General features: G+C 70.9%; 16 protein-coding genes. 7 read left to right on the top strand and 9 right to left on the bottom strand.

Going from position 1 to position 21,645, the window contains the following annotated elements; all coding sequences use genetic code 11:
- Nucleotides 1–77: 77 nt before the first annotated feature.
- Nucleotides 78–1,382, bottom strand: coding sequence for a low temperature requirement protein A (locus ACFQVC_RS06180; protein ID WP_381827364.1), 1,305 nt, complete (start codon nt 1,380–1,382; stop codon nt 78–80).
- A 174-nt stretch (nt 1,383–1,556) separates the two neighbouring features.
- Between ACFQVC_RS06180 and ACFQVC_RS06175 the strand changes: the two genes are divergently transcribed.
- Complete coding sequence (locus ACFQVC_RS06175; protein ID WP_381827362.1) at nt 1,557–2,657, top strand: alpha/beta hydrolase; 1,101 nt, start codon at nt 1,557–1,559, stop codon at nt 2,655–2,657.
- A 27-nt stretch (nt 2,658–2,684) separates the two neighbouring features.
- Here the strand turns inward: ACFQVC_RS06175 and ACFQVC_RS06170 are convergent, their stop codons facing one another.
- Genes ACFQVC_RS06170 through ACFQVC_RS06145 form a run of 6 tightly spaced genes read right to left on the bottom strand, consistent with a single transcriptional unit; the run spans nt 2,685 to nt 11,488 of the window.
- Nucleotides 2,685–5,849 carry a ThuA domain-containing protein gene (locus ACFQVC_RS06170; protein ID WP_381827360.1) on the bottom strand — a complete coding sequence of 1,055 codons (3,165 nt, stop codon included), beginning with the start codon at nt 5,847–5,849 and terminating at the stop codon, nt 2,685–2,687.
- A 57-nt stretch (nt 5,850–5,906) separates the two neighbouring features.
- Nucleotides 5,907–6,803: a sugar phosphate isomerase/epimerase family protein gene (locus tag ACFQVC_RS06165; protein ID WP_381827358.1), complete on the bottom strand. Its 897-nt coding sequence runs from the start codon at nt 6,801–6,803 to the stop codon at nt 5,907–5,909.
- Nucleotides 6,800–8,005: a substrate-binding domain-containing protein gene (locus tag ACFQVC_RS06160; RefSeq protein ID WP_381827356.1), complete on the bottom strand. Its 1,206-nt coding sequence runs from the start codon at nt 8,003–8,005 to the stop codon at nt 6,800–6,802. Before ACFQVC_RS06160 ends, ACFQVC_RS06165 begins: the two co-directional genes overlap by 4 nt.
- Nucleotides 8,002–9,009 carry an ABC transporter permease gene (locus tag ACFQVC_RS06155; RefSeq protein WP_381827354.1) on the bottom strand — a complete coding sequence of 336 codons (1,008 nt, stop codon included), beginning with the start codon at nt 9,007–9,009 and terminating at the stop codon, nt 8,002–8,004. The genes ACFQVC_RS06160 and ACFQVC_RS06155 overlap by 4 nt, the downstream gene beginning before the upstream one ends.
- Entirely contained in the window at nt 9,006–10,004 is a 999-nt protein-coding gene (locus ACFQVC_RS06150; protein ID WP_381827352.1) for an ABC transporter permease, read from the bottom strand. Before ACFQVC_RS06150 ends, ACFQVC_RS06155 begins: the two co-directional genes overlap by 4 nt.
- Nucleotides 10,001–11,488: a sugar ABC transporter ATP-binding protein gene (locus ACFQVC_RS06145; protein ID WP_381828261.1), complete on the bottom strand. Its 1,488-nt coding sequence runs from the start codon at nt 11,486–11,488 to the stop codon at nt 10,001–10,003. Before ACFQVC_RS06145 ends, ACFQVC_RS06150 begins: the two co-directional genes overlap by 4 nt.
- 188 nt (nt 11,489–11,676) lie before the next feature.
- Between ACFQVC_RS06145 and ACFQVC_RS06140 the strand changes: the two genes are divergently transcribed.
- From ACFQVC_RS06140 to ACFQVC_RS06125, 4 genes are all read left to right on the top strand, one after another.
- Nucleotides 11,677–12,957 carry an ROK family transcriptional regulator gene (locus ACFQVC_RS06140; protein ID WP_381827350.1) on the top strand — a complete coding sequence of 427 codons (1,281 nt, stop codon included), beginning with the start codon at nt 11,677–11,679 and terminating at the stop codon, nt 12,955–12,957.
- A gap of 274 nt (nt 12,958–13,231) precedes the next feature.
- Nucleotides 13,232–15,184, top strand: coding sequence for an N-acetylmuramoyl-L-alanine amidase (locus ACFQVC_RS06135; RefSeq protein ID WP_381827348.1), 1,953 nt, complete (start codon nt 13,232–13,234; stop codon nt 15,182–15,184).
- 247 nt (nt 15,185–15,431) lie between these two features.
- Nucleotides 15,432–16,463 (top strand): tryptophan--tRNA ligase, encoded by a 1,032-nt coding sequence (gene trpS / locus ACFQVC_RS06130; RefSeq protein ID WP_381827346.1) that lies wholly within the window; start codon nt 15,432–15,434, stop codon nt 16,461–16,463.
- Nucleotides 16,464–16,542: 79 nt separating this feature from the next.
- A complete protein-coding gene (locus ACFQVC_RS06125; protein ID WP_381827344.1) occupies nt 16,543–17,586 on the top strand; it encodes an enoyl-CoA hydratase/isomerase family protein in 1,044 nt (347 codons plus the stop codon).
- Nucleotides 17,587–17,628: 42 nt separating this feature from the next.
- Here the strand turns inward: ACFQVC_RS06125 and ACFQVC_RS06120 are convergent, their stop codons facing one another.
- The gene (locus tag ACFQVC_RS06120; RefSeq protein WP_381827342.1) at nt 17,629–18,471 is read right to left on the bottom strand and encodes an SMP-30/gluconolactonase/LRE family protein; all 843 of its coding nucleotides are present in this window, start codon (nt 18,469–18,471) and stop codon (nt 17,629–17,631) included.
- On the bottom strand, nt 18,468–19,244 hold the full coding sequence (locus ACFQVC_RS06115; RefSeq protein WP_381827340.1) for an IclR family transcriptional regulator: 777 nt from the start codon (nt 19,242–19,244) through the stop codon (nt 18,468–18,470). Before ACFQVC_RS06115 ends, ACFQVC_RS06120 begins: the two co-directional genes overlap by 4 nt.
- A 222-nt stretch (nt 19,245–19,466) precedes the next feature.
- Between ACFQVC_RS06115 and ACFQVC_RS06110 the strand changes: the two genes are divergently transcribed.
- Both ACFQVC_RS06110 and ACFQVC_RS06105 read left to right on the top strand, forming a co-directional pair.
- Entirely contained in the window at nt 19,467–20,621 is a 1,155-nt protein-coding gene (locus ACFQVC_RS06110; RefSeq protein WP_381827338.1) for a mandelate racemase/muconate lactonizing enzyme family protein, read from the top strand.
- A complete protein-coding gene (locus ACFQVC_RS06105; protein WP_381827336.1) occupies nt 20,618–21,628 on the top strand; it encodes a zinc-dependent alcohol dehydrogenase in 1,011 nt (336 codons plus the stop codon). The genes ACFQVC_RS06110 and ACFQVC_RS06105 overlap by 4 nt, the downstream gene beginning before the upstream one ends.
- The last annotated feature ends 17 nt before the right edge of the window (nt 21,629–21,645 follow it).

Here is a 21,645-nt window from a genome sequence, read left to right as displayed (position 1 = left end):
GCGGAGGCCCACGGCGCGCGTTGGGGTTGGGCGCGCCGTGGGCCTCCGGCTTGTCCCGAATGCTCAGGCCTGAATGGTCAGGCCTGAGCATTCAGGCCTGAGCTGAGCGCCGCGGAAGAACGCGAGTGGTGCAGGATCTGTCCGCCCACCGTGGCGGCAAGGAGCCACACCAGTACAGGAGTCGGCAGCTGCTGCCCGGCGGCCGCGAGGACGACCGGCACCAGGGCGCACGGCACGGCCACCCTCAGGAGCCGGCCGCGGCCGTGACTGCGGGTGAGGGCGGCGCCGGTGCCGATCAGGAAGTACAGGGTCATGGCGCCGCAGAGCAGCATCCGGGTGCCGGCCGGCAGCGGGCCGTCGGCGTGCGCGACCGCGAGCCCGAGGGCCGCGGCGAGTGCGGCCAGGGTGGCGGTGAGCAGGGCGTGCAGGAACAGGGCGTAGCGCGGGGCGAGGGTGCTGGCCTGGAGGCCGGGGACGCCGTCGTAGCCGTAGCGGAGGCTGAGGGTCCAGATGGCGGCGAGGAGGGCGAAGGCTCCGAGGCCTGTGGCCGCGAGCGGCAGGTTCCAGTGCTCTTCGTCGGCGGCGGCGTCGATGACCTGGATGAGGCCCTCGCCGAGCACGATGATCACGTAAAGGCCGAGGCGTTCGGCGAGATGGGCGCTGTCGGTGTGGGCCGCGGCGACGACGGGCTGCTGTCCGTCACGGGGACTGCCCGGCGGCGGGCCGCGGTGTTCCACGGCGCGGCGGTAGCGCTGGGCGGCATTGCGCACGGTGGCGTCGGACGACGCGGTGAGCAGCACCACCAGATCGATGGCGATGCCCAGGGCCCACAGCCAGGGGCGCCAGGGCTCCGGAGTGAGCAGGGAGATCAGCCAGGGTGTCGCGCCGAGGCCGAGCTGGGCGAGGGGCCAGTCCGTGACGATCTGTCCGCGCTTCCAGACCCGCCCGGCGAACCAGCGCAGCGCGACGTATGCGGCGACGAAGGCGACGGCTTGCACGTCGCCCGATGCGTGCAGGCCCGACACGGAGGCCGCCATGACGGCCATACCGAGCATGGCGAGCAGCAGATTGCGGGTGCGGGTCTGCTCGGCGGCGATGTTGCCGTAGACGGCGAAGGAGGACCAGACGACCCAGAACGCCAGGTAGAGGACGAGGTACAGGGCGAGGTCCGCGGGGTCCGGGCCCTCGTGCAGGAGGTGCGCGAGGCGGCTGACGCCCGCGACCACGACCAGGTCGAAGAACAGCTCGTTCCAGCCGGCGTGCCGCTCGGCGACGGCCTCGGCCTGGGTCTGGGTCTGGGTCTGCGGGGCGGCGGCCTGGGTCTGCGGGGCGGCGTCCTCGGCCTGCGGAGCGCCGTCCTTGCCACCGTCGCTCGGGTCCATGACGTGATCATCCATCGGGGCCCCGCCGCTCGCAGCCCAAGCGGCGATGGATTAATGCCGCAGTAGGCGATTGGTCAGGTTTGGGTAAAGCGCGGAACCTCGTCCCCTGTGCGGGGCTCTCCCAGGGCGCACCAGCCGTCATGCCCTCCGGGGCAGCAGCACCGGAACGACGTGATGAGCCACTTCTCCGCCCCGCCCCAGGCTCCCCGGGGTCACCGCCGCCCCGCCCGCGGCCGCCGCCTGCTCCTGGCCGTGGCCTCGGTGGCCGCGCTCGCGCTGATCGCCTGGCCGGTGATGAGCCACTTCGACATTCCGCCCTTCACGGACAAGGGCGAGCCGGTCAGCTTCGGGCCGGGCGGCACGGACCCCGGTGCGGATTCCGGTACGGGCACCCGGGCCGCGGGCGCCAAGGCGCTCATGCCGACCGGCCCGGCCGCCGCCTTCAAGAACGCCGAGACCCTCGACAACGGCACGCACGTGGCCGTGGTCGACGTGGACGGAAAGAAGTCCGGCTTCAAGGGCAAGGTGTGGGTGTGGGCACCCAAGGAGTACAGCGACCCGAAGTACGCGAAGAGCGGCTTCCCCGTGATGATCGCGCTCCCGGGCGGTCCGGGCTTCCCCACGAACTACTGGATGTCCGACAGCGGACTGCACCTGGAGTCGTCCATCGAGAAGTGGGTGCAGGAGGGCAAGAGCAAGCCGTTCCTGCTCGCCATGCCGGTGCTCAACCCGCACACGGACGAGGGCGGCCTGTACTGGGACGGCAGTGACATCCCCGGCCAGCCGAAGATGGGCACCTGGCTGACCGAGGACGTACCGGACCTGATGAAGCAGAACTTCCGCACGCTCAAGTCGCGCGACGGCTGGTCGTTCATGGGTTCCTCGTCGGGCGGCTTCGCGGGCCTGAAGGCGGTGCTCAAGCACCCCGACAAGTTCAAGACCGTCATCGCCTCGGGTCCTGACATCGTGCCGGACTCGCCGCTGTGGCACGGCGACCGCCAGGCGATGGCGGCGAACAACCCCGAGGAGCTCTCCAAGAAGCTGATCGCGGCGAAGGGCCCCGACGTCTATCTGGCGTTCCAGTACGGGACGAACGAGAAGAACGAGAAGAAGAAGGTCGACAAGTACCTCGCGACGTACGGCAACAAGGGCCCCGTCCACACCCATCTGCAGGTCATCCAGGGCGGCGACCACAACGCCAAGTCGTATCTGCGGGGCATGGACGAGAGCAGCATCAAGTGGATCAGCGACCACATGGCGGGGCCCGAGGCCTGAGGCCCCGGGCCGCGCGTGCGGTGCGGGTCAGCCGCCCGCGTGGAACTGCACCGCGTCCACGTCGAACGCGTTGTTCTGCGGTGACGTGAACACCAGATACAGCTTGTGGCCGCCGCCTGCCAGGGCCTCCACGGGCACCTTCGGGGTCTCCTGGTAGGTGTCCCAGCCGCCGGTGTTCGGGATGGGCGTGGTGGCGAGGAGCTTGCCGTCGGGGGCTCCGGAGCGCAGCTCTATCGCACCGCCTCCGTACGGGGATGACACCTTGTGGCTCACGGTGGCGATGCCGTCCAGGCTCATCGGCGAGAAGGCGATCCAGTCGCCGTTGCTGATGTCGCCGATGCGTTTGCCGTTCTCCGCGCCCGCCTGGGAGACGATCCGGGTGCCCGACTGGTCGTCGTGGTACTCGGCCTGCTTGTGCCGTGGCTGTAGCACGGAGCGTCCGTAGCCGGTCAGGGCGGAGGTCCCGTCGCCGCCCTTGTCCGTGTACTTGGCGTTGAGGACGTAGGTCAGGTCCGCGCCCTCCGGGTGGCCGCCGAGGTCGCCGGTGTCGACGGTGCCTTCGCAGCCGGGGATGTCGGTGGTGGGGTGCTCGTGGTCGTCATGGCCGAGGGCCGGGTTGACGGTGACCTTGGCGCAGTCGACGGGGCCGTCCTCGGGGTCGGTGACCGTGACCTTGTACGGGATCTTGTCGCCGAAGGTGATGAGCTTGCCGTCGAGCGGGGTCTCCACCTTCACCGTGGGCGCCGTATTGCCCGCCGTGACGGGGATGTTGGCGTAGCCGGACTTGCCGGTGGAGTCGGTGACCTTGAGCTGTGCGGTGAAGTCGCCCTTCGTCGTATAGGTGTGGGAGGGATTGGGGTCGCTCGAGTCGGCGGTGCCGTCGCCGTCGAAGTCCCAGGAGTAGGTGATCGGATCGCCGTCGGGGTCCTTGCTCCCCTCGCTGGAGAAGTCGACCTTCAGCGGTACCGGGCCGTTGGTCGCCGATGCCGTGGCCTTCGCGAGCGGGCTGCGCTGACCCTGGGCGTAGTCGATGCGGTACAGACCCGAGTCGTTGTTGCCGCCGCCGAACTCCGAGCCCCATTCGAGGACATAGAGCGAGCCGTCGGGGCCGAAGGTCATGTCCATGGGTTTGGTGAACTTGACCGACTTCATGAAGTCATTGATTTTCAGGAGCTTTTCGTCCTGGTCGAAGCGGATCTCCTTCACGGAGTTCCGTGCCCACTCGTAGAAGAAGCTCGCGCCCTCGAAGTACGCGGGGAACTTCGTCTTCGACGGGTTCTTCGCGTCGTAGTGGTAGACCGGGCCGCTCATCGGCGCCGAGCCGCCCGAGCCCATCTCGGGGAATTCCTCGGACTCGCCGTAGCCGTACCAGATTTCGGGCTGTACGAGCGGCGGCAGGTCCTTCAGGCCCGTGTTGTTCGGGGACGGGTTCACCGGCTTGGCGCAGTCGAATTTCGCGCCGACTTCCTGGGTGTCCGGGTTGTAGGGGGCATACGCCTGGTTGTTGCCGTGGCAGAAGGGCCAGCCGTAGTTGCCCGCCTTCTTGATGACGTTGTACTCGACCAGTCCTTCCGGGCCGCGTGGGGTCGTCGGGGCGCCGCGGTCGGGGCCGTAGTCGGAGGCGTGCACATAGCCGGTCTTGGGGTCGACGGTGAAGCGGAACGGGTTGCGGAAGCCCATCGCGTAGATCTCGGGTCGGGTCTTGGCCGTGCCCTGCGCGAAGAGATTGCCCTTGGGGATGGTGTAGCCGCCGGCGTCCGTCGGCTTGATGCGCAGGATCTTGCCGCGCAGGTCATTGGTGCTGCCCGCGGTGCGGGCCGCGTCGAGCATCTGCTTGCCCGGACGCCAGTCGAGCGGCGCGTAGCCCTGCCAGTTGGGGTCGAGGTTGGGGGGTACGTCGTCGCCGGTGGACAGATACAGGGTGCCGTTCGGGCCGAACTCGACGGCGCCGCCGGTGTGTCCGGGCTCGGGGAAGGTGCGGTCGCGGTAGGCGGGCACGTCCAGGAGCTTCTTCTCGCTCGCCTTGTCGAGCTTGCCGTCGGTGACGGTGAAGCGGGAGAGGCGGTTGATGTCGTCCGTGGCGCCGGCGGGTGCGAAGTAGAGGTAGATCCAGTGGTTGTCCTTGAACTTCGGGTCGAGTTCCAGGCCGACCAGACCGTCCTCGCCGCCGGTGTAGACATCGAGCTTGCCCGCCTCGGCGGTCTGGTGCGTGGCCGGGTCGAAGATCTTCACCTCGCCGCTGCGCTGTGCGTAGAAGACCCTGCCGTCGGCGGCGACGTCCAGTTCCATCGGGTCGGCGGTGTTGTCGTCGAGGGTGATCTTCTCGTAGCCGTTCCAGACGGTGCCCCCGCAGTCGCCGGGCTCCTTGCCCGCGGCCCACTTGACGCCGCCCACGACGTGGTCGCGGAAGTACGCCTCGCTGTAGGACGCCTTGTCGTGGCCCATCGCGGTGGCCCAGACCCGGCCGCCCTCGGTGTTGCGGCACCAGGAGATCGGGTGGTCGGCGCCCATGGCCGCGCCGCCCGGGTCGTAGGTCGTCTCGTCGGCGGTCACGAGAACGTGCACGTCACCGCGCGGATTCTTGTCGAAGTTGTACCACTCCTCGGGGCGCTCCCAGCGCTCGGGAAGGGACTTCGTGGAGGGGTGCACACGGTCGGCGACCTTCGCGGTGCCCTTGAGGACGCCCGGCGAGTGGGCGGGCATATGGGCGCCGCCGTTGATGGTGTCGTCCCACCACGGGAACTGCTCCTCGACGCCCATGTCGAGGGTGTTGTGGAGGGCGACGACGCCCTTGCCGGAGCGCACGTACTTCTGCATCGCCGCGCGCTGGGTGTCGGTGTCCCAGACCATGCCGGAGTTCTGCAGCATGACGATGACGTCGAAGTCCTTGAGCTTGTCGTCGGCGAAGACGGTGGCGTCGTCGGTCTGGACGACCTCGAAGTCGTTCTCGGCCGCCTCCTCCTTGAACATCTGGATCCCGGCGGGGATGGAGTCGTGGACGTATCCGACCGCCTTGGTGAAGAGCAGGGCGCGGAAGGCCGGGGCCTTGTCGACGGCTGTGGCGGGCAGCGCGGTCAGCGCGAGCGCCAGGGCGGCGAGCAGGGCGACGACGGCTCTTCGTAGGTCACGAGGTATGGCATGAAGTAGGGCACGACGTAAGTCACGAGGTATGGCACGGGCATGACAGTCCATGGGCTGGTCCTGGTCCTTCCTCGTCGTACGGATGAAGTGGTACGAGGGGTGCCGGAGTCAGAGGGCCGCGAGGGTGCGGCGCAGGAAGCCCAGGCCGTCGGTGGCGAGTGCGTCCTGGGTGTCGGCGAGGGGGCGCCATACGGACGCGGCGACCGCGATGGCGTCGTTGTGCGCGGTGAACGACTCGATGCACAGGGGGCCTTGGTAGGCGGTGGCGTTCAACTCCCGCAGAAGGCCCGGCCAGTCGAGATGGTCCGCGCCGGGGGCGCCGCGGTCGTTGGCGCACACCTGGACGTGCACGATGCGGGATCCGGCGGCTCGCACCGCGGCCGGCAGGGAGCGTTCCTCGATGTTCTGGTGGTACGTGTCCAGAGCGATGCCGATGGCGTCGGCGGGCAGTCCGTCGAGGGCGTCGAGGGTCTGGGCGACGGTGTTGAGCAGGCTGGTCTCGTACCGGTTGAGCGGCTCCACGGCCAGGCGCACCCCGGCGCGCCGCGCGTAGTCGGCGACCGGTGCGATGTGCTCGCGCCATTCGGCGTACGCGGCGGACCGCGCCTTCGCGTCCATGCGCCAGGTCCGCCCGACCGCGGTGTAGAGGGGCCCGGCCACCACCGGTGCGCCGATGGCGTGTGCGGAGTCCACACAGCGGCGCAGATAGTCCTGGGTGGTGCGCACGGTGGCCGGGTCGGCGGCGACCAGGTCACGTCCGGGCGTCATCACGGCGATCACCGCGGCCGGGGAGAGGCCGGTGGCGTGGAGGAGCTTGGCGCAGCTCGCCGGGTCCCAGTCGTCGGGCTGTTCCAGGGGCAGTTCGGCGCAGTCGAAGCCCCAGCCCGCCAGGCGCGGCAGGACGGTGCGCAGGGCTTCGCCGGTGACGGGCGAGTGCCAGATCCACGGGTTGGCGCCCACCTTGCGTACGGGCGGCCTGCCGGGCATGCGCGAGGGCGCGGTCATTTCCTGCCGCCCCAGTCCTTGGGGAACCCGGGCAGCTTCTCGCAGCCGCACATGGCGTAGTGCAGCGGCGGCATGCCGTCCTTGAGGTAGTCGTCGAGGTTGTCCTGCGTGACGGTGGGCTGGGGCAGCTTCCACTCCTCGGGGACCTGCTTGCCCGCGAGGACGCGCAGGGCCGCGATGACGGGGGTGCGCCACTGGAAGGTGGGATAGGTGGGGGCTACGGCGGTGAGTTTCTTGTCCTTCCAGGCCTGCAGGAAGTCCTGCTGGTCCTCGCCGGTGATCGGCGGTACGTCCACGCCCGCGTCCTCGAAGGCCTCGACGGCGGCCACGGCGGTGGCCCCCGAGTCCATCCACACCCCGTCGATGGAACCGTGCCGGGAGAGGGCGTCGGCGACGACCGACTTGGTCTTGGCGGTGTCGCCCTCGGTGAACTTGACGTCCACGACGTCGAGTTCGCTCTTGTCGAAGGCGACCTTCGCCGCGGACCAGCGGTTCTCCAGGACGTCCACGCCGGGTGAGATCCGCAGGGCGAGGATCTTGCCCTTGGGCTCGACCTTGTCCACGAGGAAGTCGGCGGCGACCGCGCCGTAGCCGTAGCCGCCGATGGGGTTGATGAAGGTGACGGCGCAGTCGGTCTCGACGCCGCGGTCGAAGACGATGACGGGGAGTTTGCCGCAGGCCTCCTTCACGGCGGGTGTGAGGGTGGCGGTGGTGTTGGGCGAGACGATCAGCGCGTCACAGCCCCTGCCGGTGAGTTCCTGGATGTCGGAGATCTGCTTGTCGTCCTTGCCCTGGGCGTCGAGGACGGTGAACTCCTCGATCTCGTCGTGCAGTTTCACCTCGGCCTTCATGTTCTTCAGGCCGACCTGGCGCCAGGGGTTGAAGACTCCGGCGTTGGAGAAGCACAGGTGGATGCCGCCGGAGCCCTTCTTCTTGTAGGCCGCGGTGTCGGCCATCTTTGGTTCGATCATCTGCTCCCAGGGCTTGCCGTCCGGTCCCTGGGGGGTGGCTTTGGCGAGTTCCAGCTGCCGTTCGTACTCGGCCTGCTGGAAGAACTTGGACTGTTTGCCGTCGCCGGCGCCGGACGCGCTCGGGGAGGCGCCTGCAGGGCCGTCGGGCGGGGCGTCGCTGGTGCAGGAGGTCAGCAGGGCGGCGGCGAGGAGCACGGCCGCGCCGGGCAGCAGGGGACGGTGGCGGCTCATGAGGGGGTTCCTCCCGAGGAGTGCGTACGTCGGCGGCGGCGCAGGCGCGCGAAGTCGGCGGCTCCGATGCCGACGGCGGCGATGACGATCACGCCCTGGACGGTGGATTCGAGGGCGCCGGAGACGCCCTGCAGGTTGAGCAGCGTGAACAGGGCCTGCAGCGAGAACGCCCCGGCCATCGCGGCGAGTACGGAGCCGCGCCCGCCGCCGAGCGCCACACCGCCGAGGACGACGGCGGTGATGGCCTCGAACTCGTAGCCCCGGCCGGCCTGCGCGGACACCCCGGAGAACCCGCCGACGAGGACCGCGGCGAGCGCGGCGGCCACCCCGGACAGGACGAACGCGAGGACGCGCACACGGTGGACGCGCACCCCGGAGAGCGCGGCGGTGCGTTCGCTGTCGCCGGTGGCGATGAGGGTGCGGCCGAAGTCACGGCGCATCAGCCACACCGCGAACACGGCGGTGGCCGCGCAGGCGAGCACGGCCCAGGGCAGCCAGCCGAGGGCGGTGCCGCGGCCGAGGGCACGGAAGTCCTCGGGCAGGGAGCCCTGCGGGGAGCCGCCGGTCCAGTAGAAGACGGCGCCTTCGAGGATCAGCGTCATGCCCAGGGTGGTGATGAACGACGGGACGCGCAGGGCCGTGGAGATCAGCCCGTTGGCGAGCCCGACGACCGCCCCCGCGAGCAGCAGAGCGAGGGTGACGAGCAGCCAGTGGGCTTCCGGATAGGAGCCGTACAGCTCGGCGGCGACGACCACGCCCGCCGTCACGATCGCGCCCACCGACAGATCGAACTCGCCGCTGACGATGACCAGATACTGCCCGGCGGCGAGGATCACCAGGGGCGCCGCGCGCTTGACGAAGGCGAGGAAGCGGTCGGGTTCGTAGAAGCCCGGGTCGGTCAGGGCGAGCGCGGCGAGCAGCACCACGAGGAGCGCGTAGACGGGGGCGCCGGCGCCGAGCGCGACCCTGATGCGCTTGCCCGCGACGGCGGTTGCGGTGGTCATGCGGGCCTCCTCGCGCCGCGGCGGGCGTACAGGGCGACGGCGGCGATGATGACGACGCCGCGCACGACGTTCTTGAAGAACGGGTCGACGGAGAGCTGGTTGAAGACGCTGTCGAGGACCGCGAGGACCAGGACGCCGCCGAGGGTGCCCGCCACTCCCCCGCGCCCGCCCGCGAGTACGGTGCCGCCGAGTACGACGGCGGCGATGGACTCCAGGTCGTAGCGCGCCTCGGTGCCCGCCCACGGCGCGCCCGCGCCGAGCCGCGCGGCCAGGAACAGGGCGGCTGCCCCCACGCACAGGGAGCACAGGACGTGCGCGGCGACGACGGTGCGGCGGGTGCGTACGCCTGAGAGGCGGGCGGCGTGTTCGTCGCCGCCGGTGGCGTACATGTGGTGGCCGAGCCGGGTCCTTCTGGTGAGCAGCCATACGGCGGCGGCGACGGCGGCGAGCAGGAACAGGGAGACGGGCAGGGGGCCGATGCGGTCGTAGCCCAGGCGCTGGAAGCCGGCGGAGACCTTGCCCGCGGGCCCGGTGTAGTTGTCCTCGATCCAGCCGCGCAGGATGAACGCCGTGCCGAGGGTGGCGATGAACGCGTTGACCTTGAGTCCGGTGACGACCAGGCCGTTGGCGAGGCCCACGGCGGCCGACAGGGCGAGGACGGCGAGGATCGCGGTCAGGACACCGCCGTTCTCCATGGTCTCGGCGGCGACGAGGGTGCCGAGTCCGATGAGGTAGGCGACGGACAGGTCGAGGGAGCCGGTGAGGATGACGGCGCTCTGGCCGACGGCGACCAGGCCGAGGGCGACGCTGTTCTGCAGGATGCCGGTGATGTTGGCCTGCGTGAGGAAGGAGCCGCCGTCGAGGGTGACGACGAGCCAGCCGAGCAGGGTGACGACGGCGGCCGCGAGCCAGACGCCGACGGCCGGGTCGGTGAGCCGGGAGACCTTCTTCACCGGGGGTTTCACGGGGGCGGGGGTGAGCGTCGTGGGGGTCATGCCGCCCCCTGTCCCGCCGAGGTGGCCAGGCGCATGATGTCCTCCTCGCCCGCGCCCGCGGGCAGTTCACCGGCGATCCGGCCTTCGGACATGACGAGGATGCGGTCGCTCATACCGATCAGCTCGGGCAGTTCGGAGGTGATCAGGAGGACGGCGAGTCCGTCGCGGGCCAGTTCGCGCACCAGGATGTGGATGGCGGCCTTGGCGCCGACGTCGACGCCGCGCGTGGGCTCGTCGAAGAGCAGCACCCGGGGGTGGGCGGCGAGCCATTTGGCGATGACGACCTTCTGCTGGTTGCCGCCGGACAGGTACTGGGTCTCCTGGTCCTCGCCGCGTGCCTGCAGCCGTACCCGGTCGAGGAGCGCGGTGAGCCCGCGGCCTGCGGGCGGCCGGCCGCGCGCGGGCACGGCCCGGGTGACGAGCAGGGCGTTGTCGCGCACGGACTGGCGCAGGGCCAGGCCTTCGCTCTTGCGGTCCTCCGAGACCAGGGCGATGCCCGCGCGGATGGCCTGGCGCGGGCTCGTGGGGCGCAGGGCGCGGCCGCCGACGGTCATGGTGCCGTGGGTGAAGGCGGCGGCGCCGAACAGGGCGCGGGCGAGAGAGGTACGGCCCGAGCCCTGCAGGCCCGCGATACCGGTGATCTCGCCCGCCCGTAAGTCCAGGTCGACGCCGTGCAGCCGGGTGTTGCCGGCGCCGGTGACGGTGAGCGTGAGGTCGCCGAGCTCTTCGGGGCGTGCGCGCGGCGGGTAGTAGGCGCTCAGCTCGCGGCCGACCATGGCGCGCACCACCTGGCCGGTGTCGGTGTCGGCGGTGGGGACGGTGGTGACGTGCCGTCCGTCCTTCAACACCGTGATGCGGTCGGCGAGTTCGAAGACCTCGCGCAGCCGGTGCGAGATGTAGAGGATGCCCAGGCCGCGCCGGGCGAGACGGCGCACCAGGTCGTGCAGGAGGCCCGCTTCGTGGTCGGCGAGGGGCGCCGTCGGCTCGTCCATGACCAGGACGCGTACGTCGGAGGCGAGCGCCTTGACGATCTCGACGGTCTGCTGGCGTGCGACGGACAGATCGCGCACCCGGGTGTCGGGGGTGAGTCCTTCGGTGGCGTCGATACCGAGCTCGGTGAGGAGTTCCGCGGTGCGCTCGCGCATGGCGCGCCGGTCGACGAGTCCGCGGCGGGTCGGTTCGCGGCCGAGGAAGACGTTCTCGGCGACGGTGCGGTGCGCGAGCAGCGCGAACTCCTGGTGGATGATGCCGATCCCGGCGGCCTGGGCCTGCGCGGGATGGCTGAACCGACGTGTGGCGCCGTCGAGCCGGATGGTTCCGGAGTCGGGCACGTGCTCCCCGGCGAGGACCTTCATCAGGGTCGACTTGCCCGCGCCGTTCTCCCCGACGAGGGCGTGCACCTCGCCCGCGTGCAGGTCCAGGTCGACGTCGTGCAGGACCCGCACCCCGAGAAAGCTCTTGGACACACCGTGCATCGTCAGCATCACCGGCATACGTACGGCTCCTTCGGCAGCGGAACTGCGTAGCGCACCGCGGAGCAATGTCCTGGCACCGCTTTGCCCTGTCAAGGGTTCAAGCACCCTTCTTCACAAGGGAACTGACGGGTACTTATGCCGATGACCGAACAGGATCGGCCTTGTGAGCAGCAGAAGTCGTCCCTAAGGTTGCGGGCATGTCCTCAGCGTCGGAGCAGGCGATATTTCCGCCGGGTGCGGGTACTGGTGCGGGTACTGGCACGAGTGCGGGCCCGGGTGCGGGCCCGGGTGCGGGCCCGGGCGCGGGGTCCACACCGCATTCGTCCGGCGAGGTGCTCGCCCTGATCCGTACCGGCGCCGCGTCGACCCGCGCCGACATCTCCCGGCTCACCGGCCTGGCCCGCTCCACGGCGTCGCAGCGCGTCGACGCCCTGATCGCGCACGGCTTCGTCGACGAGGACAACGCCGACGGCGGCTCCACCGGCGGCCGCCCGCCGCGCCGCCTTCGCCTCCGTACCCGTGAACACGCCGTCGCCGGCGTCGACTTGGGCGCTTCGCACTGCCGGGTCGCCCTCCTTGACATCGGCGGCGCGACCCTGGCCCTGCGCGAGGACCCGCTGTCCATCGCGGACGGCCCGCAGGCGGTGCTCGGCCATGTGGAGCGCACCCTGAACGCCCTGCTGAAGGAGGCGGGCCGTGAGCGCCACAGCCTGCAGTCGATCGGCGTGGGCGTGCCAGGTCCTGTCGAGTTCTCCACGGGGCGCCCCGTGGACCCGCCGATCATGCCGGGCTGGCACCAGTACCCCATCCCGGAGTTCTTCGCGGGCCGCTTCGGCGCCCGCGCCCTGGTCGACAACGACGTGAACGTGATGGCTCTGGCCGAGCAGCGCCGCGCCTTTCCGGACACCCGCTATCTGCTGTACATCAAGGTCGGTACGGGCATCGGCTGCGGCATCGTCGCGGACGGCCGGCTGCACCGGGGGGCGCAGGGCAGCGCCGGGGACATCGGCCATATCCGGGTCGGCGACGAGGAGGCGCCGTGCCGCTGCGGCAACTCCGGCTGCCTGGAGGCGGTGGCGGGCGGCGCGGCCCTGGCCAGGCGTCTCGCGGAGCTCGGTCTCGACGCGGCCTCGGGCAGTGATGTCGTGCGCCTGGTGAAGTCCGGGAACCGGGACGCGGTGCGCATGGTCCGCGAGGCGGGCCGCGCCGTCGGCGAGGTCCTGGCCGGCCTGGTGAACTTCTTCAACCCCGACACGGTGGTGCTCGGCGGCGCCATGGCCGCCGTGCACGACCAACTCCTCGCCGGGGTACGCGAGGCCGTGTACCGGCGCTCGCATCCGCTGTCCACCCATGTGCTGCGGATCGAGCCGAGCCGTACCGGCGAGAACGCGGCGGCCATCGGCGCGGGCATCCTCGCCATCGAGCACGCCCTCTCCCCCGAACAGGTGGACCGGGCCCTTTCGGGCGCCGCGGGCTGACCTCGACCGCCCGCGGGGCGGGACCCGGGTCCGCTGTGTTCCCGCTGCTCAGCGGCGTTCAGTGGTCCACTCCACTGACGCGGCGCAGGCGGGCGGACCTGCACCGGGGAAACCCGCCGGGAACCGTCCTGACATGGGAAATCCCGGTGGTGTAGGCATGATTGACGGATCGTCGGAGAGCCGATACCACTGAACGCACGTTCGGCACCGCACGCCCCATCGCGCCCACACGCCCCGGGAGGCTGCATTGCGAAGGTCCGCCCTTGCCAGAGATATGACCGTGCGCAGACGCCTGTACAGGACGTCGGGTGCCGTGGCATCGGCCGCCCTGCTGCTGCCCCTGCTCGCCGCGGCACCGTCGACTGAAGCCCAACTCGCCCCGTCCGCACGGCTGCAGAGCGCCTTCGCGACCGCGGCCGCCGAATACCGGGTGCCGCAGAGCGTGCTGCTCGGTGTCTCCTATCTGCAGTCCCGCTGGGACGCCCACGCCGGCGCCCCGAGTGTCAGCGGCGGCTACGGCCCGATGCATCTGACCGACGCCCGCACCGCACTCGCCGAGGCCCCGCACCACAGCCACGGCGACGAGGACCCGCGCGGCGACACCGCGCGCCCCGCCCGGGTGCCGGAGGCCGGGGTCCCGAAGGCGGCCCAGCTGCCCGAGCGGCTCAAGACCCTGCCGAAGGCCGCGGAGCTGACCGGTCTGAGCCCCGACGAGCTGCGCACCGACCCGGCGGCCAACGTCCGCGGCGGGGCGGCGCTGCTCGCCGCCGCCCAGAAGGAGTCAGGACGCGGCGTCGCCAGTAACGATCCCGCGGACTGGTACGGCGCCGTCGCGAAGTTCTCCGGCGCCGACGACCGGGCCACGGCGGCGGCGTACGCGAACGAGGTGTTCGCCGTCATCCGCGACGGCCAGACCCGCACCACGGACGCGGGCCAGCACGTCACCCTCGCCGGCGCCCCGGCCCTTGAGCCGGACGCCGCGCAGCTGGAGAAGCTGGGTCTGCGCCGGGCCGCGGCCGGGGAGACGGACTGCCCCGAGACGGTGTCGTGCGAGTGGATTCCGGCGCCGTACGAGGAGTTCGGCGACAAGGACTACGGCAACCACGACAAGGCGAACCGGCCCAAGGACCAGAAGATCGAGTACATCGTGGTGCACGACACGGAGGGCACCTGGGACACCGCCCTGAAGCTGGTGCAGGACCCGGAGTACGTGTCGTGGCAGTACACGCTGCGCTCCACCGACGGCCATATCGCCCAGCATCTGAACCTCAAGGACGTCGGCTGGCACGCGGGCAACTGGGCCGTGAACTCCAAGTCGGTCGGCCTGGAGCACGAGGGTTTCCTGGCCCGGCCGGACGCCTGGTACACGGAGGCGATGTACCGCTCGTCGGCGCGCCTGGTGAAGTACCTCGCCAAGCGCTACGGCATCCCGCTCGACCGGCAGCACATCCTCGGCCATGACACGGTGCCGGGCACGACGCCGGCGACGATCCCGGGTATGCACACCGACCCGGGCCCGTACTGGGACTGGCAGCACTACTTCACGCTGATGGGCAAGCCCTTCAAGCCGACGGCGGGACCGTCCGGCGGGCTTGTGACGGTGGCGCCCCGATACGCCAGGCACAGCCCGGAGTTCACGGGCTGCGCCAAGCCGGGCGAGAAGTGCCCCGCGCACGGTTCGAGCGCGGTCCGCGTGCACACCGCGCCCAGCGACGACGCCCCGCTGGTCAAGGACATCGGTCTGCGTCCGGGCGGCGGTGACTCCACCATCGGCGTCAACGACCTCGGCTCACGGCTCTCCACGGGTCAGCAGTACGCGGTCGCCGAGCGCAAGGGCGACTGGACGGCCGTCTGGTACCTGGGCCAGAAGGCCTGGTTCAAGAACCCGAAGAAGCAGCCGACGGCACTCGACGCGAAGGGCCTGACGGTCACGCCCAAGTCCGGCGCCGACGACATCCCGGTGTACGGCCGGGCGTACCCGGAGAAGGAGGCCTACCCCGCGGGCATCAAGCCGCAGCCGGTCATCACGCTCCCGTACAGGCTGCCCAAGGGGCAGAAGTACGCGACCGGCGGCAAGGTGGCCGGCGAGTACTACTACGCGACGACCTTCGACACCTCCGACCACCAGGTGGTGCGCGGCAAGGACACGTACTACGAGATCCAGTTCGGCCACCGGGTGGCGTTCGTGCGCGCCGCCGATGTGCGGGTGGTGCCGTCCGGCTCGTAGCCGCAGCGGGCCCGGGGGCGCGGGCCGGGGGCGAAAGTCCCTGGAGCGCCCCCGGGCACCGCGGCTATCCTGAACTCCATGACCTGTACGCCTTGTCTGTGCTGGTGGCGCTCTCCGTAGAGCGGCCACCCCCAAGGCATACCCCACGGGCCGTTCGACTTCGGACGGCCCGTTTCTCATGCGCTCCCGCCACCCGGATCGCGGCCGTCCGGCGACGACGAGCCCCTGATCCGACAGCAGGAGAGCCATGACCACCGAAACGAGCACCACGGGCCTCGATGCGCAGCTGCTGCGCGATCCCGGGAGCTTCCGGATGCTCACCGGCGACCGTCCCACGGGCCGCCTTCACCTCGGCCACTACTTCGGCACGCTGCGTAACCGGGTACGTCTGCAGGACCTGGGCGTCGACACCTTCGTGATCGTCGCCGACTACCAGGTGCTCACCGACCGTGATGTCGCCGACCGGCTCGGGGAGCATGTCGAGGACCTGGTCCTGGACTATCTGGCCTGCGGTATCGACCCCGAGCGTGCCACCGTCTTCGCGCACAGCGCGCTGCCCGCCCTCAACCAGCTGATGCTGCCCTTCCTGTCTTTGGTGTCCGTGGCGGAGCTGGGCCGCAATCCCACGGTCAAGGACGAGATCGCCCACTCGCGGCAGGCCTCCGTCAGCGGCCTGATGTTCACCTATCCCGTGCACCAGGCCTGCGACATCCTCTTCTGCAAGGCCAATGTGGTGCCCGTGGGCCAGGACCAGCTGCCGCACCTGGAGGTCAGCCGCACCGTCGCCCGGCGCTTCAACGAGCGCTACGGCGCCGTCTTCCCCGAGCCGCAGGCGCTCCTGTCCCAGGCACCGCTGCTGCTCGGCACCGACGGCACGAAGATGAGCAAGTCGCGCGGCAACGCCATCGCCCTGGCCGACACCGCCGACGAAACGGCCCGACGGATCAAGGGCGCCAGAACGGATGCCGAGCGGCACATCACGTACGACCCCGAGCACCGTCCCGAAGTGTCGAGCCTGGTCCTGCTCGCCGCGCTCTGCCAGGACCGCGATCCGCACGCGGTGGCGGCGGAGATCGGCGACGGCGGCGCGGCGGCCCTGAAGCGCACCGTGACCGAGGCGGTCAACGAACACCTCGCGCCGCTGCGGGCCCGCCGGGCCGCCTACGCGCAGGATCTGGCCTACGTACGCAAGGTGCTGCGGGCGGGCAACGAGCGCGCCGATGCCCTGGCCGATGAGACGCTCGCGCAGGTGCGGGAGGCGATGGGCACGCATTACTGAGGCCCGACAGGCCCCCTGAGAAGATCTTCCACGTCACGTAAACATCACGCCATGCCCGCGCACGGAAACGGATACGCACATGCAGTCTCAGCCCGCCGCCGACTCCCCGGTGCTGCTGCGCAAGGACGGCCACGCCGGCCGTATCACCCTCAACCGGCCCCGGGCCCTGAACTCCCTCACCCACGAGATGGTGCGCCTCGTCGACGAGGCGCTCGGGCGGTGGGAGCACGACGACGAGGTGGCCGTGGTGGTCATCGAGGGCGCGGGCGAGCGCGGCCTCTGCGCCGGGGGCGACATCCGGTTCATGCGGGAGTCCGCGCTCGGGGACCGCTCGGCGGCCCGTGCCTTCTGGTGGGACGAGTACCGGCTCAACGCCCGGATCGCCGCCTACCCCAAGCCGTATGTCGCCCTCATGGACGGCATCGTGATGGGCGGCGGCGTCGGGGTGTCCGCGCACGGCGGCGTGCGGGTCGTCACGGAGCGTTCGCGCGTGGCCATGCCCGAGGTCGGCATCGGCTTCGTTCCGGACGTCGGCGGCACCTGGCTGCTGAGCCGCGCTCCCGGAGAGCTCGGCACCCATCTCGCGCTGACAGCGGACGCGATGGGAGCGGGCGACGCCCTGGCGTGCGGGTTCGCCGACCACTACGTGCCGCAGGCCCGTCTCGCCGACTTCGCCGCGGCCCTTTCCACCGCCGGACCGGCCGATGCCGTACGGGACTTCGCGCAGGCCCCGCCCGCCGGAGCGCTCACCGGGCAGCGGGAGTGGATCGACTCCTGCTACGCCGCCGACACCGCCGAGGAGATCGTGCGGCGTCTGACGGACTCGGGTGTACCGGCCGCGAAGGAGGCCGCGGAGCGCATCCTCGGCCACTCCCCCACCGCTGTGAAGGTCACCCTGCGCGCGCTGCGCCGGGCGCGGCGGCTCGCCTCCCTCGATGAGGCACTTGAGCAGGAGTACCGCGTCTCGTGCGCGGCACTCGCCGGCCCCGATCTGCCGGAGGGCGTCCGCGCTCAGGTCATCGACAAGGACCGCAGGCCCCGTTGGTCGCCGAGCACTCTGGGAGCCGTCGAAGAGGCGGACGTGGAGCGGCACTTCGCCAGTGTGGAGAAGCCCTCCTCCTGAGGCGCCCGCCGTCCGGGGCTCACCCCGCGAACGCCGTCAGGGTCACCCCGCGAACGCCGTCCCCCGCAGCCCCTGTCCCGCGTCCGGCAGGACCAGTACCGAACCGGACAGCGGGTGGGGCCGTTCCAGGCCGACGCGGGCCGTCGTGATGTAGAGGTCGCGCAGGTCCCGGCCGCCGAAGGCGCAGGCCGTGGGGCGCGGTACGGGCAGTTCCACGATCCGGTCGAGGTCGCCGCGCGGGGTGTAGCGGCGGACCTGGGCGCCGTCCCAGAGGGCGACCCAGACACAGCCTTCGGCGTCGACGGTCAGGCCGTCGGGGAAGCCCGCACCCTCCTCGATGGTCACCAACGGCCGCCGATCGGACGGGAGTTGGCCGTCCATGCGGCATACGTCGATACGGCGTGTGGGGCTGTCGATGTAGTAGAGCAGCTCGCCGTCGGGGCTCCAGGCCGTGCCGTTGCTGACGGCGACCGAGCCGAAGATCTCCGTCGTCGCGCCGTCGGGCGCGAAGCGGGTGAGGCTGCCGCCGCCGGGTGCTTCGTCATAGCGCATGGTGCCCGCCCACAGGGTGCCGTCGGGGGCCACCGCCGCGTCGTTGCCCCGGCGGCCGGGGACGGGGTCGCGCACCAGCCAGGAGAAGGCGCCCTGCGGGTCGTAGAGCCCGATGCCGTCGCGGAGGTTGACGACCAGGCCGCCGCCCGCGCGGGGCTTGGCCGCGCCGACGTGCTGTTCGGTGGCCATGATCGTGCGCCGCCCGCTCGCCGGGTCGTACGTGTGGACGCGGGAGCCGAGGATGTCGACCCAGATGAGCCGGCCGGCCACCGGGTCCCAGGTGGGGCCCTCGCCGAGTTCGGCCTCCGCGCGGACCGCGGCCTCGGCCCTCACCGCGTGCCGCCGCGGTAGCCGAGCCGCACGGAGAGGTCGGCGGCGCCCTTGCCCGCGAGCTCGGAGAGTTCGTCCTCGCGCTCCTCGCTCCAGCGGATCATCGGCACGGAGATCGACAGGGCGGCGACGATCCGGCCCGCGCTGTCGCGCACAGGGGCGGCGACACAGCTGACGTCCGGGTTGGACTCGCGGTGCTCGGTGGCGACACCGCGCTCGCGGATCTCGGCGAGGGCGGCGCGCAGCGCGTCGGGGTCCGTGATGCTGTTGTGCGTCAGGGCGGCGAGCTCGCCCTCTTCCTCGATCCGGATGTCCAACTCCTCGGCGGGCAGCGCCGCGAGGAGCATCTTGCCGACGGAGGTGCAGTGCGCGGGCAGCCTGCGCCCGGCGGCGGAGACCATACGGACGGCGTGGGTGGAGTCGACCTTGGCGATATAGATGACGTCCATGTCCTCAAGGATCGCCACGTGCACCGTCTCGTCGCAGGTCTCGGCGACCTGGCGGGCCACGTCCTTGCCCTCGGCGGCGAGGTCGAGCTGTTCCTCATAGCGGCTGCCGAGCTGGTAGGTGCGCACGCCGAGGCGGTAGCGGCCCGGCTGATCGGGCAGCGGCACCAGGTAGTTGCGGGCGGCGAGCGTGGTCACCAGCTCGTGCACCGTCGTGCGCGGCAGCTGCAGCTTGCGGGTGATGTCCGGCGCCGAGAGGGTGCCGTCGCCCTCAAGGAACAGTTCGAGTATGTCCAGTGACCTGGTCACCGCCGGGACAAGACGCCCCATTTCCCTCACCCACCCTCGTTCGAAACTCCGGCCAACGACCGGTATCACGAACATAGGCTAGCCACAGCTCTGTTCGCCGGGCAATGGTCCCTCGAAATCCGGCCTTGCGCGACCCATTGACACCCCCTGCGGGGGCTGATTACGGTCACGCCAACATTTCGAACGTGTGACGAAATCTCGAACGCGCTCGATGCACTTCAACGGACTTCAGGGGCAACCACCGTGCGCATCACGGGAATCAGCACTCATGTCGTCGGGACGCCCTGGCGCAATCTCACCTACGTACTGGTCCACACCGACGAGGGTCTCACGGGAGTCGGCGAGACCCGCATGCTCGGCCACACCGATGCCCTGATCGGCTATCTCCGCGAGGCGGAGGCCAATCACATAGCGGGCTCCGACCCGTTCGCGGTGGAGGATCTCGTCCGCCGCATGAAGTACGGCGACTACGGCCGGGCCGGCGAGATCGTCATGTCCGGTATCGCCGTCATCGAGATGGCCTGCTGGGACATCAAGGGCAAGGCGCTCGGCGTACCGGTGTGGCAGCTGCTCGGCGGCAAGGTGACCGACCGGGTCAAGGCGTACGCCAACGGCTGGTACACCACCGAGCGGACGCCCGAGGCTTACCACAAGGCCGCCCAGGAGGTCATGGCGCGCGGCTACCGCGCGCTGAAGATCGACCCGTTCGGGACCGGGCACTTCGAGCTCGACCACGAACAGAGCCTGTACGCCGTGTCGTTGATCGAGGCGGTGCGCGACGCCATCGGGCCCGAGGCCGAGCTGATGCTGGAGATGCACGGCCGGTTCAGCCCCTCCACGGCGGTGCGCCTGGCCCACGAGCTGGCGCCGTTCAGGCCCGCGTGGCTGGAGGAGCCGGTGCCGCCGGAGAACCTCAAGGCCCTGGAGAAGGTGGCCGCCAAGGTGGACATGCCGGTCGCGACCGGTGAGCGGATCCACGACCGGATCGAGTTCCGTGAGCTCTTCGAGTCCCAGGCCGTCGACATCATCCAGCCCGACCTCGGCCATATCGGCGGCATCCTGGAGACCCGTAAGCTCGCGGCCACCGCCGAGACCCACTACATGCTGGTGGCGCCGCACAACGTCGGCGGTTCGGTGCTCACCGCGGCCTCGCTCCAACTGGCCGCCTGCACCCCCAACTTCAAGATCCTGGAACACTTCAACGACTTCGCCGACGCCGAGATCAAGAAGGTCGTCAAGGGCGCGCCCCGGGTCGACCCGGAGACGGGCTGCTTCGAGGTCTCGCACGCGCCCGGCCTGGGTGTCGAGCTCGATGTGGACGCGGCGGCCGAATTCCCGCAGCAGCGGGCCCGGTTCGACCTGTGGGCCGAGGGCTGGGAGCAGAGGTCCCCGAAGTGAGCCGCTCCCTCGTCGTCGACCGGCCGGGGGCGCATCGCCTGGCCGACGGGCCCGTGCCCGAGCCGGGGCCCGGCGAGGTCCTGGTGCGGGTCGCGGCGGCCGGGATCTGTATGAGCGACCGCGAGGTGTACGACGGCCACCGCGACGCGGCGTATGTGCGCTACCCGGTGGTGCCCGGACACGAGTGGTCGGGGACCGTCACGGCGGCAGGCGACGGCGTCGACCCCGCTCTCGTGGGACGCAAGACCGTCGCGGAGGGCTTTCGGGCCTGCGGCACGTGCGAGCGCTGCCGGTGCGGTGAGACCAGTCTGTGCACCGGCGGCTACGCGGAGACCGGCTTCACCGAGCCGGGCGCGTTCGCCGACCATCTCACCGTGCCCGCCCGGCTGTTGCACCCCCTGGCCGACGACGCCGATCTGCGCGCGGCGGCCCTGCTCGAACCCTCCGCGGTGATCGCCGCGGCGGTACGGGCCGGCCGACCGCGCCCCGGCGAGCGGATCGCGGTGGTCGGCGCGGGCACCCTCGGGCTGCTCGCGGTGCAGCTGCTCGCCGCGGCCTCCCCTGCCGAGCTGACGGTGATCGACCCGCGCGCCGCACGCGGCGAGCAGGCCCTCGCCTTCGGCGCGAGCGGCCACTGTTCACCGGCGGATGCGGGTGAACTGAGCGGCCGTTTCGACCTCGTGGTGGAGACCGCGGGCGCCCCGTCCACGGCGGCGTCCTCCCCTCTCCTCGCCCGCAGGGGCGGCCGGGTCGTCCTGACCGGCATGTTCACTCCGGGCGCGGCCGGGATCGATCCGGTGCATCTGTCGCTGAGCCAGCTGGAGATCCGCAGCGTGTTCGGCGCGCCGTCATCGGCCTGGACCGACGCGGTCCGGGCGTTCGGCCTCGGCCTGCTCGATCCCGGGCCGTTGATCACCCATGAGTTTCCGCTCGAGCGGTTCACCGATGCCATCGCGCTGGTGGGCGGGGGCGATCCGAAGACCGGCAAGGTGCTTCTACGTCCCTAGGGGGGTGCGTCCGGATG

The sequence above is a fragment of the Streptomyces monticola genome (assembly GCF_042665355.1).
GTDB classification, from domain to species: Bacteria; Actinomycetota; Actinomycetes; order Streptomycetales; family Streptomycetaceae; genus Streptomyces; species Streptomyces monticola.
Note: the sequence above shows the minus strand (reverse complement) of the source record. Positions and strands in the feature narration are given on the sequence as shown.

Coding starts and splice junctions, on each gene's coding strand:
- ACFQVC_RS06180 (WP_381827364.1), bottom strand. CDS start 1,382: ATGGACCCGAGCGACGGTGGCAAGGACGGCGCTCCGCAGGCCGAGGAC.
- ACFQVC_RS06175 (WP_381827362.1), top strand. CDS start 1,557: ATGAGCCACTTCTCCGCCCCGCCCCAGGCTCCCCGGGGTCACCGCCGC.
- ACFQVC_RS06170 (WP_381827360.1), bottom strand. CDS start 5,849: ATGGACTGTCATGCCCGTGCCATACCTCGTGACTTACGTCGTGCCCTA.
- ACFQVC_RS06165 (WP_381827358.1), bottom strand. CDS start 6,803: ATGACCGCGCCCTCGCGCATGCCCGGCAGGCCGCCCGTACGCAAGGTG.
- ACFQVC_RS06160 (WP_381827356.1), bottom strand. CDS start 8,005: ATGAGCCGCCACCGTCCCCTGCTGCCCGGCGCGGCCGTGCTCCTCGCC.
- ACFQVC_RS06155 (WP_381827354.1), bottom strand. CDS start 9,009: ATGACCACCGCAACCGCCGTCGCGGGCAAGCGCATCAGGGTCGCGCTC.
- ACFQVC_RS06150 (WP_381827352.1), bottom strand. CDS start 10,004: ATGACCCCCACGACGCTCACCCCCGCCCCCGTGAAACCCCCGGTGAAG.
- ACFQVC_RS06145 (WP_381828261.1), bottom strand. CDS start 11,488: ATGCTGACGATGCACGGTGTGTCCAAGAGCTTTCTCGGGGTGCGGGTC.
- ACFQVC_RS06140 (WP_381827350.1), top strand. CDS start 11,677: ATGTCCTCAGCGTCGGAGCAGGCGATATTTCCGCCGGGTGCGGGTACT.
- ACFQVC_RS06135 (WP_381827348.1), top strand. CDS start 13,232: ATGACCGTGCGCAGACGCCTGTACAGGACGTCGGGTGCCGTGGCATCG.
- trpS (WP_381827346.1), top strand. CDS start 15,432: ATGACCACCGAAACGAGCACCACGGGCCTCGATGCGCAGCTGCTGCGC.
- ACFQVC_RS06125 (WP_381827344.1), top strand. CDS start 16,543: ATGCAGTCTCAGCCCGCCGCCGACTCCCCGGTGCTGCTGCGCAAGGAC.
- ACFQVC_RS06115 (WP_381827340.1), bottom strand. CDS start 19,244: ATGGGGCGTCTTGTCCCGGCGGTGACCAGGTCACTGGACATACTCGAA.